11 protein-coding genes and 1 pseudogene are annotated in these 15,852 nt (G+C 73.1%); 6 read left to right on the top strand and 6 right to left on the bottom strand.

Going from position 1 to position 15,852, the window contains the following annotated elements:
• Window positions 1–182: 182 nt before the first annotated feature.
• The 3 genes from IF89_RS0101050 to IF89_RS0101060 all read left to right on the top strand — a co-directional run bounded on the left by IF89_RS0101050 (window position 183) and on the right by IF89_RS0101060 (window position 4,112).
• Window positions 183–1,298, top strand: coding sequence for a nitronate monooxygenase (locus IF89_RS0101050; protein ID WP_030759586.1), 1,116 nt, complete (start codon window positions 183–185; stop codon window positions 1,296–1,298).
• A gap of 4 nt (window positions 1,299–1,302) precedes the next feature.
• Window positions 1,303–2,886, top strand: a complete 1,584-nt coding sequence (locus tag IF89_RS0101055; RefSeq protein WP_051806676.1) for an acyl-CoA synthetase — start codon at window positions 1,303–1,305, stop codon at window positions 2,884–2,886.
• Between the two features lie 122 nt (window positions 2,887–3,008).
• Window positions 3,009–4,112: a calcium:proton antiporter gene (locus IF89_RS0101060; RefSeq protein WP_030759593.1), complete on the top strand. Its 1,104-nt coding sequence runs from the start codon at window positions 3,009–3,011 to the stop codon at window positions 4,110–4,112.
• Window positions 4,113–4,175: 63 nt separating this feature from the next.
• On the opposite strand, the gene IF89_RS0101065 is transcribed toward IF89_RS0101060, so the two are convergent.
• Together IF89_RS0101065 and IF89_RS0101070 are read right to left on the bottom strand one after the other, a co-directional pair.
• Entirely contained in the window at window positions 4,176–6,677 is a 2,502-nt protein-coding gene (locus IF89_RS0101065; RefSeq protein WP_030759596.1) for a penicillin acylase family protein, read from the bottom strand.
• A gap of 213 nt (window positions 6,678–6,890) precedes the next feature.
• Complete coding sequence (locus tag IF89_RS0101070) at window positions 6,891–7,754, bottom strand: YhjD/YihY/BrkB family envelope integrity protein (RefSeq protein WP_051806677.1); 864 nt, start codon at window positions 7,752–7,754, stop codon at window positions 6,891–6,893.
• A gap of 225 nt (window positions 7,755–7,979) precedes the next feature.
• Here IF89_RS0101070 and IF89_RS41650 point away from each other — a divergent pair.
• Window positions 7,980–8,102: pseudogene (locus IF89_RS41650) on the top strand (flavoprotein); the annotation flags it as partial.
• A 17-nt stretch (window positions 8,103–8,119) separates the two neighbouring features.
• Here the strand turns inward: IF89_RS41650 and IF89_RS40570 are convergent.
• Complete coding sequence (locus IF89_RS40570; RefSeq protein ID WP_051806678.1) at window positions 8,120–8,653, bottom strand: hypothetical protein; 534 nt, start codon at window positions 8,651–8,653, stop codon at window positions 8,120–8,122.
• Window positions 8,654–9,110: 457 nt separating this feature from the next.
• Window positions 9,111–10,010, bottom strand: a complete 900-nt coding sequence (locus IF89_RS0101090) for a tetratricopeptide repeat protein (RefSeq protein WP_030759607.1) — start codon at window positions 10,008–10,010, stop codon at window positions 9,111–9,113.
• On the opposite strand from IF89_RS0101090, the gene IF89_RS0101095 reads away from it, so the two are divergent.
• Window positions 10,009–11,211: a hypothetical protein gene (locus tag IF89_RS0101095; RefSeq protein WP_420706849.1), complete on the top strand. Its 1,203-nt coding sequence runs from the start codon at window positions 10,009–10,011 to the stop codon at window positions 11,209–11,211. The two genes, IF89_RS0101090 and IF89_RS0101095, sit on opposite strands and share 2 nt — an antisense overlap.
• Before the next feature lie 63 nt (window positions 11,212–11,274).
• On the opposite strand, the gene paaK is transcribed toward IF89_RS0101095, so the two are convergent.
• A complete protein-coding gene (gene paaK / locus IF89_RS0101100) occupies window positions 11,275–12,603 on the bottom strand; it encodes a phenylacetate--CoA ligase PaaK (RefSeq protein ID WP_030759613.1) in 1,329 nt (442 codons plus the stop codon).
• Between the two features lie 590 nt (window positions 12,604–13,193).
• Entirely contained in the window at window positions 13,194–14,849 is a 1,656-nt protein-coding gene (locus IF89_RS0101105; protein WP_030759616.1) for an acyl-CoA synthetase, read from the bottom strand.
• 187 nt (window positions 14,850–15,036) lie between these two features.
• Between IF89_RS0101105 and IF89_RS0101110 the strand changes: the two genes are divergently transcribed.
• Window positions 15,037–15,837 carry a crotonase/enoyl-CoA hydratase family protein gene (locus IF89_RS0101110; RefSeq protein ID WP_030759618.1) on the top strand — a complete coding sequence of 267 codons (801 nt, stop codon included), beginning with the start codon at window positions 15,037–15,039 and terminating at the stop codon, window positions 15,835–15,837.
• Window positions 15,838–15,852: the final 15 nt, after the last annotated feature.

Raw genomic sequence — 15,852 nt, forward strand, 5'->3', positions numbered from 1 at the left:
GCCACCGGCCCTGCCGCCCCGGGCCGGCCGGCACCCGCCGGGCGGCGCCGCAGGCGCAGCGCAGGCTAGTGGGTATCTGCCCGCCCGCCGGCCAGGGCCCGCACCGGCGGACCCGCAAAGAATCTGACACTGCATCAGGAAAGCCCTTCCCTCGCCCGCCGGGCTGCGGCATCCTGCCGCCCATGGAGACGGAGCTGAGCAAGAAACTGGGAGTCGAGCACGCCATCTTCGGCTTCACGCCCTTCCCGGCGGTCGCCGCCGCGATCACCCGAGCGGGTGGTTTCGGCGTACTCGGTGCGGTCCGCTACACCGCGCCCGACGACCTCAAGCGCGACCTCGACTGGATGCAGGCGCACACCGACGGCAAGCCCTACGGCCTGGACGTCGTCATGCCCGCCAAGAAGGCCGTCGACGGCATCGGCGAAGCCGACATCGAGGCGATGATCCCGGCCGGGCACCGCGCCTTCGTCCGTGACGTCCTCGCCAAGCACCACGTGCCCGAACTCGCCGAGGGAGAAGCCTCCGGCTGGCGCATCACCGGCTGGATGGAGCAGGTCGCACGCAGCCAGCTGGACGTCGCCTTCGACTACCCCGTCAAACTCCTGGCGAACGCCCTCGGTTCCCCGCCCGCCGACGTCATCGCCCGCGCCCACGACCACGGCATCCTCGTCGCCGCCCTCGCCGGCAGCGCCAAGCACGCCCGCCGCCACGCCGAAGCCGGCATCGACGTCGTCGTCGCCCAGGGCTACGAAGCAGGCGGTCACACCGGCGACATTGCCACCATGGTCCTGGTACCCGAGATCGTCGAGGCCGTCGCCCCCCTCCCGGTCCTCGCCGCCGGCGGCATCGGCAGCGGAGAGCAGATCGCCGCCGGCCTCGTCCTCGGCGCACAGGGCGCCTGGCTCGGCTCCCTCTGGCTCACCACCACCGAGGCCGACCTGCACTCGCGCGCCCTCACCGAGAAGCTCCTCGCCGCAGGTTCCGGCGACACCGTCCGCTCCCGCGCCCTCACCGGCAAGCCCGCCCGCCAACTGCGCACCGAGTGGACCGACGCCTGGGACGACCCCGACGGCCCCGGCGCGCTCCCCATGCCCCTCCAGGGCCTCCTCGTCGCCGAGGCCGTCTCCCGCATCCAGAAGTACGAGGTCCAGCCGCTGCTCGGCACACCCGTCGGCCAGATCGTCGGCCGGATGAACGTCGAACGCAGCGTCCAGGCCGTCTTCGACGAGCTCACCAGCGGTTTCGAGAGGGCCATCGACCGCATCAACCGCATCGCCGGCCGAGTCCGAGAGGCGTGACGCCATGACCGCCACCCCGTCCAGCACCACCGCCGCCGGCCAGCAGCCCCCGAACGGCTTCTGGGCCCAGGCCGCCGCAGACCCCGCACGCACCGTCCTGACCGCCCCCGGGGGCGAGGAGTGGAGCGCCGGCCGGCTGCACGCCGACGCCAACCGCCTCGTCCACGGCCTGCGCGCCGCCGGGCTGGAGCGGGGCGACGTCTTCGCCGTCGTCCTGCCCAACGGCGTCGAGTTCCTCACCGCCTACCTCGCCGCCTCCCAGGCCGGCTTCTACCTCGTTCCCGTCAACCACCACCTCGTGGGTCCCGAGATCGCCTGGATCGTCTCCGACTCCGGCGCGAAGGTCCTGATCGCCCACGAGCGCTTCGCCGATGCCGCCACCGCCGCGGCCGACGAGGCCGCCCTGCCCGCGAGCCACCGCTACTGCGTCGGAGCCGTCCCCGGCTTCCGCCCGTACGGCGAACTCCTCGACGGGCAGCCGGCCACGCCCCCGGCCGACCGCACCCTGGGCTGGGTCATGAACTACACCTCCGGCACCACCGGCCGGCCGCGCGGCATCCGCCGCCCCCTGCCCGGCAGGCTCCCGGAGGAGACCTACCTCGGCGGCTTCCTCGGCATCTTCGGGATCCGGCCCTTCGACGGCAACGTCCACCTCGTCTGCTCACCGCTCTACCACACGGCCGTCCTGCAGTTCGCGGGCGCCGCCCTGCACATCGGGCACCCGCTCGTCCTCATGGACAAGTGGACCCCGCAGGAGATGCTGCGCCTGATCGACGCCCACGCCTGCACGCACACCCACATGGTGCCGACCCAGTTCCACCGGCTCCTCGCCCTCCCGCAGGAGACCAAGGACGCCTACGACGTCTCCTCGATGCGGCACGCCATCCACGGCGCCGCACCCTGTCCCGACCACGTCAAGCGGGCGATGATCGACTGGTGGGGCGGCTGCGTGGAGGAGTACTACGCCGCGAGCGAGGGCGGCGGCGCCTTCGCGACCGCCGAGGACTGGCTGAAGAAGCCGGGAACCGTGGGCAGGGCCTGGCCGATCAGCGAACTGGCCGTCTTCGACGACGACGGCAACCGGCTGCCCCCCGGGGAACTCGGCACCGTCTACATGAAGATGAACACCGGCGGCTTCAGCTACCACAAGGACGAGGGCAAGACGCAGAAGAACCGCATCGGCGACTTCTTCACCGTCGGGGACCTCGGGCTGATGGACGAGGAGGGCTACCTCTTCCTCCGCGACCGCAAGATCGACATGATCATCTCCGGCGGGGTCAACATCTACCCGGCGGAGATCGAGTCGGTCCTGCTCAGCCATCCGGCGGTCGCGGACGCCGCAGTGTTCGGCATCCCGCACGCCGACTGGGGCGAGGAGGTCAAGGCCGTCGTCGAACCGGCCGAGGGCTTCACCGCCGCGGACGCCCTCGCCGCGGAGATCCTCCACCACTGCGAGCGGCAGCTCGCCGGGTACAAGCGGCCGAAGAGCGTCGACTTCATCGGGACGATGCCGCGCGACCCGAACGGCAAGCTCTACAAGCGCCGTCTGCGGGACCCGTACTGGGAGGGCCACGAACGCGCGATGTGACCACCGGGCCCGGGCGCACACCGCCGGCACGGGCCGTGGCGCGCATCGACGCCGGCCACGTCGGTGGCGGGGGAGCGCGCCGTGCGACGCCTCCGGGGGATGCTTCTGGCAAGTTGGGCGATATGGGTACGACTAAGCGCAGATCCCCCCTGGTCGACTGGACCGTCCTGGTCCCCGTGGTGGCGCTGGTCGCGCTGGTCCTCAGCTGGGGGCGGGACCTACCGGGTTTCGCGGTGGTGCTCGTCGCCCTGTGCCTGGCCGGCGCGGTCCTGGCGGCCGTCCACCACGCCGAGGTCGTCGCCCACCGGGTGGGCGAACCCTTCGGTTCGCTCATCCTCGCCGTCGCGGTCACGGTCATCGAAGTGGCCCTCATCGTCACCCTGATGGCCGACGGCGGCGACAAGACCGCCTCCCTGGCACGGGACACCGTGTTCGCCGCCGTCATGATCACCTGCAACGGCATCGTGGGCGTGTCCCTGCTCGTCGGCGCCCTGCGCAACCGGGTCGCCGTCTTCAATCCCGAGGGGTCCGGTGCGGCCCTGGCCACCGTCGCCACCCTCGCCACCCTGAGCCTGGTGCTGCCGACCTTCACCACGAGCAAGCCCGGTCCGGAGTTCTCCACCGCACAGCTGACCTTCGCCGCCGTCGCCTCACTCGCCCTCTACGGCCTGTTCGTCGCCGTCCAGACGGTCCGCCACCGCAACTACTTCCTGCCCGTCGACACCGGGCGGGGCGCCGACCACCAGGACGACCACGCGGCGCCGCCCACCGCCCGCGCCGCCCTCCTCAGCCTGGGCCTGCTGCTGGTCGCCCTCGTCGCGGTGGTCGGCGACGCCAAGGCGGTCTCCCCGACCATCGAGGCGGCCGTGGCCAAGGCCGGGCTTCCCCAGGCCGTCGTCGGTGTGATCATCGCCCTGCTGGTCCTGCTGCCCGAGACCCTCGCCGCCGTCCGCGCCGCCCGCCGCGACCGCGTCCAGACCAGCCTCAACCTCGCCTACGGCTCCGCCATCGCCAGCATCGGACTGACCATCCCGGCGATCGCGCTGGCCTCGATCTGGCTCTCCGGCCCGCTCCTGCTCGGCCTCGGACCGGTCCACATGGTGCTGCTCGCCCTGACCGTCGTGGTCAGCACGCTCACCCTCGCCCCGGGGCGTGCCACGCTGCTCCAGGGCGGGGTGCACATCGTGGTGCTGGCCGCGTACCTCTTCCTCGCCGTCAGCCCCTGACCCCTTCAGCCGGGGCGCCGCCCGGGAGCCGGGGCCGGGCCGGGACGAGGCACCGGCATGCGGTCACCGCCGCTCGCGCACCAGGACCACCTCCAACCGCGGCGAGGTGAGGATGTCCCGCTCGCAGAACCGCGCGCGGACCCAGCGCTCCTGGGAGAACAGCCGGGTCTGGTCCGCGGAGTACGGCGAACCGGGGTTCGAGGACTGCCCGTACGTGAGCAGGGTGCGGGCCACCGGGCAGGAGCTGCCGTCCCAGCCGACCGCCTGGATGTGGCTCGATCCGCTCGCGACGTCCGGGTAGCCGCCGGCCGCCGGGTTCCACCGCGCCTCGATCTTGTTCCAGACGCCGAGCGCCTCCGTGCCGCCGCCCACCGGCAGCCGCCGGCCGTCCCGGACCACGAACTGGTGCTCACCCAGCGGGGCGTCCAGCGCGATGCCGGCCGCCCGCAGCTCCGCAACGGTGTCCGCCAGCGCCCGCCCGATGCCGGGCGCCGCCCGGTTGAGCGTACGCGGCGTACGGACCGGGTCGGCGGCCGAGAACGGCACCAGCCACAGTTCCGCGGGCGGCGTCGTCGCCGTCACCCTGCGCCAGAACCGGTCGAAGAACAGCGCGCCCCGGCTGGACGTGTCCGTCGTCCGGTCCCAGCGTGCCAGGACCGCGCAGGCCGCGGAGACGTCCACCGCCGAGCCGTCGCCCGCCGTGGCCCTGCCGCCGGGCAGCGCGGAGCAGGCCTGCGCGGCGTCCGCAGCCGCCAGGTCACCGGCCGGCGCCCGGTTCGCGAACTGCTGCTTCTCCAGATCGGCCACGGTCAGCCGGCCCCTCGCGGCCATCGCCGACACGTCCTCGACCGCCCCGCGCGTGCGCACCGACCGCGGGGTGCCGACCGTGCCCCAGATCCGCTCATAGCCGGTCAGCGGCCGGTCCGCATTGGCCAGCCAGGCGCTGTCGTTGGAGTTCTCCGCGTACGGGGCGTCGCGCAGGGTCGGCGCCCGCCCCGGGCCGAACACGCCCGGCTGCACCGCGTCGGCGTCCGAGCCGATCGCGCAGTCGCCGCGGGCGCCGTCCAGCACCGCCAGCCCCGAAGCCGGGTACGTGGCCCGGCCCAGCGGGGTGGAGCAGCGGGCGGCGAGCTCGTCGGTGATGCGGGGCAGCACCTGGGTCTGGGTGAAGAGGGTGCCGCCCGCCGAGTCGGCGGCCACCGTGTTGACCCACGGCAGGCCCTGCGTGCGCGCGAGGGCTTCCTGGATCCCGGCGACCGAGCGGGCCCGGCCCAGGGCGAGAGCGGTGTCGGAGCCGCGCAGGTTCGCCGCGTTGGGGTCGTTCAATGCGTAGGCGGACCGGCTGGTCCAGGGCAGCGGCAGGCCCGGGCCCAGGTTCGTGACCACCGGGCCGTAGCGGGTCCACCACTGGGTGCGGGTCACCGCGGCGCCGCCCGCCACCGGTACGGTGACGGTCCGCCGGATCATCCTCTGCGGGACGCCGTCCACCAGGTACGCGGTCGGGTCCGCCGGGTCGAGGGTCAGCTCGTGCAGGTTGACCGGGGTGCCGGTCGCCACCGTGTGGCTCCACGCCACCTTCTCGTTGAAACCGATGCTGATCGCGGGCATGCCCAGCAGCGAGCCGCCGGAGACGTTCAGCTCGCCCGGGATGGTCTGCTGCGACTGCCAGAAGCGGCGCCCGCCCTGCCACGGATAGTGCGGGTTGCCGAGCAGCAGACCACGGCCGTTCGCCGTCGTGGAGCCGGCGAAGGCCACCGCGTTGGAGCCCATGTCGTACCGCGTCGTGTCGAAGAACGCCCGCGCCGCCTCCGCCGCGGCGGTCGGATCGGCCTCCTCGGGCGCGGCCGCCGGTGCTCCGCCGGCCCGGGGCAGGGCCGGGGCGGGCGGAGCGGCCGGCGCCGGGGCCGGCGCGGTCGGGCTCGGCGGCTGGGCGGCCGTGATGCCGTCGATGCCGCGCCCCTCGCCGCCGAGCACCGCGATCGCGAAGCCGCGCGCGGCCACGTCGGCCGTGGTGACCGGGCGGAGCCAGCCCGCGTCCTTGCAGGCGGGGTCGGTGACCCTGTTCTGGGCGAGCCAGGCGTTGTAGCCGGCGGCCCAGCCGCGCATCAGCTCCTTGAGGTCCTTGCTGGGGCCGGCCGGCGCGGGCGTCGCCAGCAGTCGCTCCACCGTGCCGGACTCCCGGACCCCCTTGAAGTACAGGTCGCTGGAGAGGTTCCGGGTGACCGAGGAGAGCGACCCGTCGGTCGTCGCGTCCTGCCCGAACCAGCGCGAGCGTTCACCCGAGACGGTCACGAAGCCGTCCGCGAGGACGCAGACCTGGTCCGCCGCCTGCGCCCAGCCGGTTCCGAAGCCGACCTGGGCGTAGGTGCGGCCGAGTATGTGCGGGATGCCGTTCTCCGTGTAGCGGATGACGGCGGACAGGCCGCCGCCGGCCGGTATCCGATCCGCCGCCGCGGCGGGGGCCGGGGGCCGGGCGTGTGCCGGCGGGACCGCGGCCGTCGCGGCCAGCAGGGCCGCCCCGGCCACGGCGGCGCGGCGGAGCGTCGATCGCGTGCTGCGGTGCAACGTACCTCCCAAGTGGCCGGACAGCGGCCGTGGTTGCTCGGACAGGTGGTGCGTGGTGCCTCGGTGCCCACACACTCATTCAGGTGCGCTGACGACCTGTCAACATCCCGTTCGGTATCCGCCTGCCGGCGCGCCGGCTCACGGCCGCGCTGCGGCCCGGTGCACCGGTACGGAAGTCGTCGGCCCGGTGCGGCAGCCGTCGGCCCGGTGCGGTCAGTCCGGTTCCGGCCGGTGGCGGGCGTGCTGCTCCCGGTGGAGCCCGGCGAGCAGACCGCTGCGCCGCAACCGCCGCAGGGTGAGGCGTTCGTGCACGAGCCGGCCCACGAGCGCGCCGCCGTAGACGACGAACCCGACGCCGACGAGCCAGGACTGGACCACCAGCAGCGTCCCGAAGGGGCCGTAGGTCACGGCGTTGGACGCGATGAGCGGTGAGAACACCAGCTGCGAGAAGAGGCGCAGGCCGAGCAGCCCGATGCTGGTGGCCACCGCCCCCGGTACGAGGGCCCGCCAGCGGACCCGGCCGCCGAGCAGCAGGCGCTGCGAGCCGACGAAGAACAGGCAGGTGCCGAAGAGGTCACCGAGCGTACCGAGGACCGAGCCCAGGCTGTCGTCCGACGGAGCGGGGATCACCACCAGCAGCGCGAGGTAGCAGACCAGCAGGGCGAGCCAGACCACGTGCCGCCACATCGTGTGCCAGCGGGCGGTCGGCAGGTCCCACACTTTCTCGTAGCCGGTCTGCACGGCCGCACCGAAGGTCAGGCCGAAGACGGCGAGGGCGGCGAGCCCGAAGGCCGTCGTCCGCTCCAGCGCCAGGTCCGCCGCGCCGAACACCATCTCGATCGTGTTCCGCGAGGACACCGTCACCCCGAGGGCCTGGCCGAGCCAGCGGCCGAAGCCGGAACCGCTCCCCGGCGCCGCGGCCGCCACGACCACCAGCAGCGGCACCAGGGTGAGGAACCCGAGCGCCGCGAAGCCCATCGCCCGGTGCATCAGCTCCATCTCCCGGCCGCGGCTCCAGGCCAGCCCGACGGAGGAGCCCTGGAGCCGGTCGTGGAGGCGCCGGAGGGTCGAAGTCACGCCTCATGCCCTACCCGGGCGGGCCCGCCCGCTCCCGGGACCCGGATCGAAATGAGCCCGAAGGGGTGGTTTCGGCCGCCGCCGCGGTGTCGTGTCCGGCTGTCGGCACGTCCCCGGCACGTCCCCGGCCGACCGGAGCGCGCCGGCGGCCGTCGCGCGCGCGAGGTGGGCCGGTGACGCGAGGCCCGCCCGGATCCGCAGCGGCCGTCCGATCAACCGGAGTCCATGACGCGCACCTTGTACCCCTTCGGTCCGGCCGCCCCTCCGGTCCTCGACGTCGCCCGCGCGATCGAGGACGCTCGGGCCCGCGGCCGGGACGTGTGCCTCGGGCTCACTCCCACAGCCGCCGCCCCGCTCGCGGACGGCTAGCAGTTCATGCGGGAACCGTCGGGGGCGGCCTCCGCGGACCAGGCGAACCAGGTCCGGGCGTCCACGCCGAGGCGGGCTGCGGGGTGGGGTTCCGTGCCGTGGACCTCGCGGAGCCGGGTCGGGGAGTCGAAGGCGAGGGTGATGCTCGGGCCGTCGGGATTCTCGAAGCAGAAGACGGCGATCCTGCCGTCGGGCCCCGTGTCGAGGTCGCCCACGGGACGCCACCCCGCGGCGGCTGCCGCCCGGCGGTAGTGGTCCAGCACGTCCTCCCGCGTGCCGCCGTACGCGTAGAGCCGATCGGCGGTGAGCCAGGCGCCCCCCGTGTCGTCGACGCAGCGGGCTCCTGCCCACGGCCCGCCGACGGCCACGGCGCCCGGGGGGTGCAGTTCCAGCACGGGCAGCCGGTCCAGCTCCGCCACGGCCGCCTCCGTCCCCCGGCAGGTTTCGTACGGGGGAAGGAGGGAGCAGCCGCTGAGGCCGGTTCCCACGAGCAGGAACGCCAGCAGGGGCCGCGCGGCAGTCATGTTCATGGCGGGATTATGCCCCTGGTTGTGTTGCAATCCTGCCGGGAGGGAAAGGTCTTGCACGTTTCGAAGGGGGTTCCCGAGGCCGCGTTGCGGACGTTGACCCCGGTCGCCCACACGTGGACCTCCGTGAAGTCCATCGCGGCGGCCCCGGCAGCGCCCGGCCGCACGGCTGCAGTCGGCTGCCCGCTCACCGCCGGCTGCCCGGCCGCCGACGCGCTCGCGGCACCGGCCATCGCCGCGGCGGTGAGGAGGAGGGACGTGGTCAGCGCTCGGAGCGCACGCGGAGACGTGTGCGTCATGGTGCAGGCCTCTTCCGGCAGGGGTCGCGGGCGGCGGCTGCCGCGCCGTTCACACCGGCGACGGCGAACGGTCGCCTCTCGTATGAGTGCCGGTGAGTCCGTCTGGGTGCCGGTGAGTCCGTCGGACGCAGGGCGCGGATGCTTCGCACGTCGAGGCTGCCTCAGCGCCCGGAGGCGTCCCCCCGCTCCAGGCCCTCCAGCGCTTCGCGGCTGCCCAACCGCTGGAAGACCTCGTACGCCTCCTGCTCGAACGCGCGTGCCGCTGCCGTCCGGCCCTGGGCCAGGGCGGCGCGCGCCAGGTCCCGCAAGGTGCGGGCACGCCACAGCGGCAGGTGCAACGTGTCCCACAGGCCGAGGGCCTGCCGCAGGGTCTCGGTCGCCGTCTCCGCGTCGGACGCGGCGAGGTACCACTCGCCCAGGGTGCGCAGGACGAGGGCCTCGCCGAACACGTCCTGACGCTTGCGGGTGATCTCCAGACACCGGTCGAGCCGCTGCCGGGGCTCGGTCGTCCGGCCCTGCCGGAACTCGACCTTGGCCAGCGACAGGCTCGCGTACATGACGCCGTAGGCGTCGTCCGTCTCCTCGAAGATGGCGAGGGACTGCCGCAGCAGGGCCTCCGCACCCGCCAGGTCGCCCCGCGCCCGATGGCACAGGCCCAGTGAGCGCAGCGCGAGCGCCTCGCCGTGCCGGTCCCCGGCGCTGACGTACAGGCGGTGGGCGCGGGAGAGTGCCTCCCACGCCTCGTCGTCGCGGCCCTGCTCCCGGTGGACGTACCCGATGCCGTACAGCACATGGGCCATGGACGAGATGTCCTCCGGCTCCCGGCACAGTTCGAGCGCCGAGGTCAGCAGGGGCAGTGCCTCCTCGAAGCGGCCCTGTTCGCGGCGGGCCGCACCCATACCGGCCCGCGCGCCCGCGCAGCCGGTGCGCACGGACCTCTCCTCGAACAGGCGCAGCGCACGGGCGAAGAACGCGTACGCATCGTCGAAGCGGTCCTGCTCCAGGCGGAGTTGGCCCAACCCGTTCAGCAGCCAGGCCTCGCCCTTCCCGAGGACGAACATGATGACCTTGACCCACGCACGGAGCGCGGTGCGGGCGGGCGTGCTGACCGCCGCCCTCGCCGCGCTCCTGTGCACCGGCGCGACCGCCGTCTCCGTGGCGTCCGACGAGTCCCCCTCGGCGCCTCCGGCTGCGGCTGCGGCTGCGGCCGACGTGCCGGCCGGGGTGACGGCGGGCGTCGCGGTCTTCGACCGCCAGACCGGCACCTTCACCGAACAGGTCAACACCGCCGCCCCCTTCCGGTCCGCATCGGTGGTGAAGCTCCTGATCGCCCTGGACGTGCTCTGGAACCGCAGCCCCGACGCCCTGTCGGCCGCCGACCGGGCCAGGATCGACACCATGCTGCGCGGCAGCGACGACACCGCCGCGAGCACGTTCTGGTCGAACAACGGCTCGGGAGCGATCATCGACCGGATGGTCACCCGGCTCGGCCTGACGGACACCGCCCGGCCGCCCGCCACCCACCCCGGCTTCTGGGGCTACACGGCCCTCTCGGCCCGTGACACCGTGAAGATCTACCGCCATCTGCTGGACTCCGCCCCGGCGGCGACCCGCGACTACGTCCTCGGTGACCTGCGGCAGTCCACCCGCTGCGCCACCGACGGCTACGACCAGCACTTCGGCATCGCCGGCTTCTTCAACCGCCCCTGGGCCGTCAAGCAGGGATGGTCGGGCTTCAGTTCGGGTGGCTGCACGGCCCCGACCACGACGGCCGCGCAGGCCGCCGAAGCCGCCGGGGGACCGGTGGGAGCGCAGGCCCGGACGTCGGCGGACGCCGACGCCGTGGACCTCTCCCGCCCAGCGCTGCACACGACCGGTGTGGTGGGCGCGGGCGACCGCTCCATCGTGGCGGTCTTCACCCTGCACCCCAGCGGAACGTCCTACGGCAAGGCCTACACCGACATCGGCCGGTTGACCCGTTCGCTGAACGTTCCCGGCGCCTCCCGCCCCGCCGGTACCTGGGTCGGCACCTGGGGCAGCGGGGTCCGTGTCCGCACCCAGGCGACGACCACCTCCGGAGCGATCACCACGCTGCCCGCCGGAGTCGAGGTCCTGGTCGGCTGCCAGAAGCGCGGGCAGCAGGTCAGCCAGCCGCCCTACGCCAACGACTGGTGGGCCCACCTGCCGCAGTACGGGGGCTACATGACCAACATCTACCTCAGCGTGCCGGAGAACCAGGTACCCGGAGTACCCGTCTGCTGACCGGGCGGAGGGAGCGGCCCGGACTCACCCGCTAGGGCCGACCAGCCGTCCCCCACCGGACGGTCACGACCCGGCGGGCGGCGCAGGGGGGCGGGTGGGGGTGCGGGGGTCGACGAGTCTTTTGATCTTGCCCACGGAGCGTTCCAAGGTCTCCGGGTCCACCACCTCGACGCGGACCGAGACGCCGATGCCCGCCTTGACCGCCTGGACCACCTCGGCCGCCGCCGCCTCCCGCCGGGAGGGGTCCGCCCCCCGGCGGGCCTCCACCCGGACCGTCAGAGTGTCCATCCGGCCCTCCCGGCCCAGCCTCAGCTGGAAGTGGGGGGCCAGCCCGGGCGTCCGGAGCAGGATCTCCTCGATCTGGGTCGGGTAGAGGTTCACCCCACGCAGGATGATCATGTCGTCGCTGCGGCCGGTGATCTTCTCCATGCGGCGGAACGCCGGCCGTGCCGTGCCGGGGAGCAGCCGCGTCAGGTCCCGGGTGCGGTAGCGGATCACCGGCATCGCCTCCTTGGTGAGGGAGGTGAACACCAACTCCCCGAGCTCGCCCTCCGGCAGTACGGCACCCGTCAGGGGATCGACCACCTCGGGATAGAAGTGGTCCTCCCAGATGTGCAGGCCGTCCTTCGTCTCGACGCATTCCTGCGCCACGCCGGGCCCGATGACCTCCGACAGGCCGTATATGTCGACCGCGTCCATGCCCAGACGCTCCTCGATCTCCCGGCGCATCTCCTCGGTCCACGGCTCCGCGCCGAAGATCCCCGTGCGGAGCGAGGTGGTGCGCGGGTCGATGCCCTGGCGCTCCATCTCGTCCAGCAGGGTGAGCATGTAGGACGGCGTGACCATGATGACCTCCGGCCGGAAGTCCTGGATGAGCCGGACCTGGCGGTCCGTCATCCCGCCCGATGCGGGCACGACCGTACAGCCGAGGCGCTCGGCGCCGTAGTGCGCGCCCAGGCCGCCCGTGAACAGCCCGTACCCGTAGGCGACGTGCACGATCTGGCCGGGCCTGCCGCCCGCGGCGCGTATCGACCGGGCCACGACATCGGACCAGGTGGACAGATCCCCCTCGGTGTACCCGACGACGGTCGGACGCCCGGTGGTGCCGCTGGAGGCGTGGATGCGGCGCACCTCGGAGCGCGGTACCGCGAACATCCCGAAGGGGTACTGGTCGCGCAGGTCGGCCTTGCCGGTGAGGGGGAAGAGGGAGAGGTCGGCGAGCGAACGGCAGTCGTCGGGGTGGACGCCGGCCTTCTCGAAGGCCTGCCGGTAGAACGGCACGCACGCGTACGCCCGGTGCAGCGTCGCCCGCAGTCGCTTGAGCTGGAGTGCCGCCAACTCGTCGCGGCCCAGCCGCTCACCCTCGTCGTGGAAGACCGCCTGCGCCGCCATGTCGTCACCTCATCGTGAGTAGCCCCAAGTAACCGACCGATCATTCGGTAGATTGCCAGGCTTCTGCTGGTGAAATCAATGACTCGAACGAGTGATCGTCTTTTCTCGTGGCCGCCCTCCCACCTTCTCCGCGCACGACGGGACCGGACTGGCCCGCCCCACCCTGATCCTGCTCGCCCTGCGCGGCACCGGCGACTCGGCCGTGCCGGCCGACGGGTTCACGTACCGCGCGGACCGCCAGGACCGGCCGGCTCGGCCCGCCTCGGTGCGGGCACCGAGCCCTACGACGCGCCCCCCGGGCAGCCCTGCGCCGGGTCGCGGGGGAGGTGCCGGTGCTCGCGGACGCACGGACGGCAGACCCGCGCCCGGCCTCGCCGGACTGAGCTGTGGTGTCCCGCCGGGCTCCTGGACGTCCAGCCGGCAGGAGCCGCGGTGCGGCTGCTCGGGCACCCCGCCCGCCGGCGACCCCGCGATGCGGGCGGCCGTCGCGCACGGCGGCCTCGCAGGCCCGGAGGGCAGCGGTGGCGCGCGGCGGCGGGCGGGCCGGGGGCCGGGGGGGTGCACAGACCGGGGCCGGCCCGCGCGGCGGTTCAGGGCGCCGTGCCCCCGCCCGCGTCCGTACCGGCGTCCGCCTCCGTGGCGACCGCCTTCGCCCAGCGGTAGTCCGCCTTGCCGCTCGGTGAACGCTGGATGGCGGGCGCGACGACCAGCTGCCGCGGGATCTTGTAGCCCGCCAGTCGGGTGCGGCAGTGGTTCTGGATGGCGTCCAGCGTCGGCGCCTCCGCGCCCGGCCGTACCTGGACCACCGCGGCCACGTGGCTGCCCCACGTCGGGTCCGCGACACCGGCCACCAGCGCGTCGTACACGTCGGGATGCGCCTTCAGCGCCTGCTCGACCTCTTCCGGGTAGACCTTCTCGCCACCCGTGTTGATGCACTGGGAGCCGCGGCCCAGGACCGTGACGATGCCCTGCTCGTCGACGGTCGCCATGTCGCCGAGGAGGACCCAGCGCTCGCCGCCCTTCTGGAAGAAGGTGTCGGCGGTCTTCTCCGGGTCGTTGTAGTAGCCGAGCGGAACATGGCCGCGCTGCGCCAGCCGTCCCGGCTCGCCGACCGCCACCGGTTCGTGCGTCACCGGGTCCACCACCTGCGTACGGTCGTTGACCTCCAGGCGGAAGCCCTTCTCCGGGCCGGAGTCGTCCGTGGCGCGGCCGTTGGACCCGGACTCCGAGGACCCGAAATTGTTCAGAAGCAGGACGTTCGGCACCAGCCTCTGGAACTCCGCGCGCACCGTCTCGGACATGATGGCCCCCGACGAGGAGACGCTGAACAGCGACGACAGGTCGGTGCCCCTCAGCGGACCGTTCAGGGCGTCGATGAGCGGCCTCAGCATGGCGTCGCCGACGAGCGACACGCTCGACACCTTCTCCTTCTCGATCGTGCGCAGCACCTCCTCGGGGACGTACTTGCGGTGGATGACCACCCGCTGGCCGTAGTTGAAGGCGATGAACGAGGTCAGCGTCGACGTCCCGTGCATCAGCGGGGGAGCCGGGAAGAAGGTGAGCCCGGCGCCGCGCGCAGCCACCCGCTCCGCCAGCTCCTCCGGCCGCTTCACCGGTTCGCCCGACGGCTCACCGCCGAAGAGCCCCGCGAAGAAGAGGTCCTCCGCGCGCCACATCACGCCCTTGGGCATGCCCGTGGTGCCGCCGGTGTAGATGATGAAGAGGTCGTCGGCGCTGCGCGGGGGGAACCCGCGCCCGGGCGATCCGGCCGCCTCCGCGTCCGCGAACGCCACCGGTGCGATCGACGGCTCCGCCGCCCCTTCGGGTGCCGTGCCGACCCGGACGAGGTGCCGCAGCTTCGGTGTCTTCGGCAGCGCGGCCGCCACCCGCGCGGTGAACTCGCCCTCGAAGACGAGCGCCGCGAGGTCGGCGTCGTTGTAGAGGTAGACCAATTCCTCTTCCACATAACGGTAGTTGACGTTCACCGGGACCAGCCGGGCCTTCAGGCAGGCCAGGACGGTCTGGAGGTACTCGATCCCGTTGTAGAGGTGGAGGCCGAGGTGCTCGCCGGCCTCCAGGCCGCTGTCCAGCAGGTGGTGCGCGATCCGGTTCGCCGCCGCGTCCAGCTCCGCGTACGTGAGGCGGCGCTCGGCGCCCGTACCGGGGTGGTCGACGTACACGAGGGCCTCGCGGTCCGGGACCACGTCCACGACCGACTCGAACAGGTCGGCAAGGTTGTACTCCACCGTTCCTCCTGACCCCGTTGTTCCCCGGTGACCGGCCCCGTGGCCGGACGCCCGGCGGTCATTAGAGCGCCGCGCCCGGCAACTGGGAAGGGCACCGTCCAAAAAACCTGACTGAGTGTCAGAAAGCTATTGAACTGCACCCTCCCCTACTGCAACCTGTTCTAGGTCTTCAGACGGGAGGACGGCAATGGGTGGGACGGAACACCTGACCGTGGAACGCCGCGGCGCCACGCTGGTGCTCACCATGAACAGGCCCGAGGCGAAGAACGCGCTCTCGCTGCCGCTGCTGGTGGGGCTGTACGACGGCTGGCTGGAGGCGGACGCCGACCACGAGATCCGCTCCGTGGTGCTGACCGGAGCGGGCGGCGACTTCTGCGCGGGCATGGACCTCAAGGCGCTGGCCGGCAAGGGCATGGCGGGCGACCAGTACCGGGACCGCCTCAAGGCCGACCCCGACCTGCACTGGAAGGCGATGCTCCGCCACCACCGGCCGCGCAAGCCCGTGATCGCGGCGGTGGAGGGCTACTGCGTGGCCGGTGGCACCGAGATCCTCCAGGGCACCGACATCCGCGTGGCGGCGCAGAGTGCCACCTTCGGACTCTTCGAGGTCAAGCGGGGGCTCTTTCCGATCGGGGGCTCCACGGTGCGGCTGCCCCGGCAGATCCCGCGCACGCACGCTTTGGAGATGCTGCTGACCGGACGTCCGTACTCCGCCGAGGAAGCCGCGCGGATCGGGCTCGTCGGACGGGTCGTCCCGGACGGAACGGCACTCGACGCGGCCCTGGAGATCGCCGAGCGGATCAACGCGTGCGGCCCGTTGGCGGTGGAGGCGGTCAAGGCGTCGGTCTACGAGACCGCCGGGCTGACGGAGACGGAGGGACTGGCCTCCGAACTCCTGCGCGGGTGGCCCGTCTTCGACACGGCGGACGCCAAGGAGGGGGCGCGGGCCTTTGCGGAGAAGCGCGAGCCGGTGTATCGGCGGGAGTGACCCTGCGGCCCCCGT

Origin of the sequence: Streptomyces sp. NRRL F-2664, assembly GCF_000719345.1 — a bacterium.
Lineage (GTDB): Bacteria > Actinomycetota > Actinomycetes > Streptomycetales > Streptomycetaceae > Streptomyces.

Coding starts and splice junctions, on each gene's coding strand:
- IF89_RS0101090 (WP_030759607.1), bottom strand. CDS start 10,010: ATGTTCGTCCTCGGGAAGGGCGAGGCCTGGCTGCTGAACGGGTTGGGC.
- IF89_RS0101050 (WP_030759586.1), top strand. CDS start 183: ATGGAGACGGAGCTGAGCAAGAAACTGGGAGTCGAGCACGCCATCTTC.
- paaK (WP_030759613.1), bottom strand. CDS start 12,603: ATGGCGGCGCAGGCGGTCTTCCACGACGAGGGTGAGCGGCTGGGCCGC.
- IF89_RS0101095 (WP_420706849.1), top strand. CDS start 10,009: ATGATGACCTTGACCCACGCACGGAGCGCGGTGCGGGCGGGCGTGCTG.
- IF89_RS0101055 (WP_051806676.1), top strand. CDS start 1,303: ATGACCGCCACCCCGTCCAGCACCACCGCCGCCGGCCAGCAGCCCCCG.
- IF89_RS0101060 (WP_030759593.1), top strand. CDS start 3,009: ATGGGTACGACTAAGCGCAGATCCCCCCTGGTCGACTGGACCGTCCTG.
- IF89_RS0101110 (WP_030759618.1), top strand. CDS start 15,037: ATGGGTGGGACGGAACACCTGACCGTGGAACGCCGCGGCGCCACGCTG.
- IF89_RS40570 (WP_051806678.1), bottom strand. CDS start 8,653: ATGAACATGACTGCCGCGCGGCCCCTGCTGGCGTTCCTGCTCGTGGGA.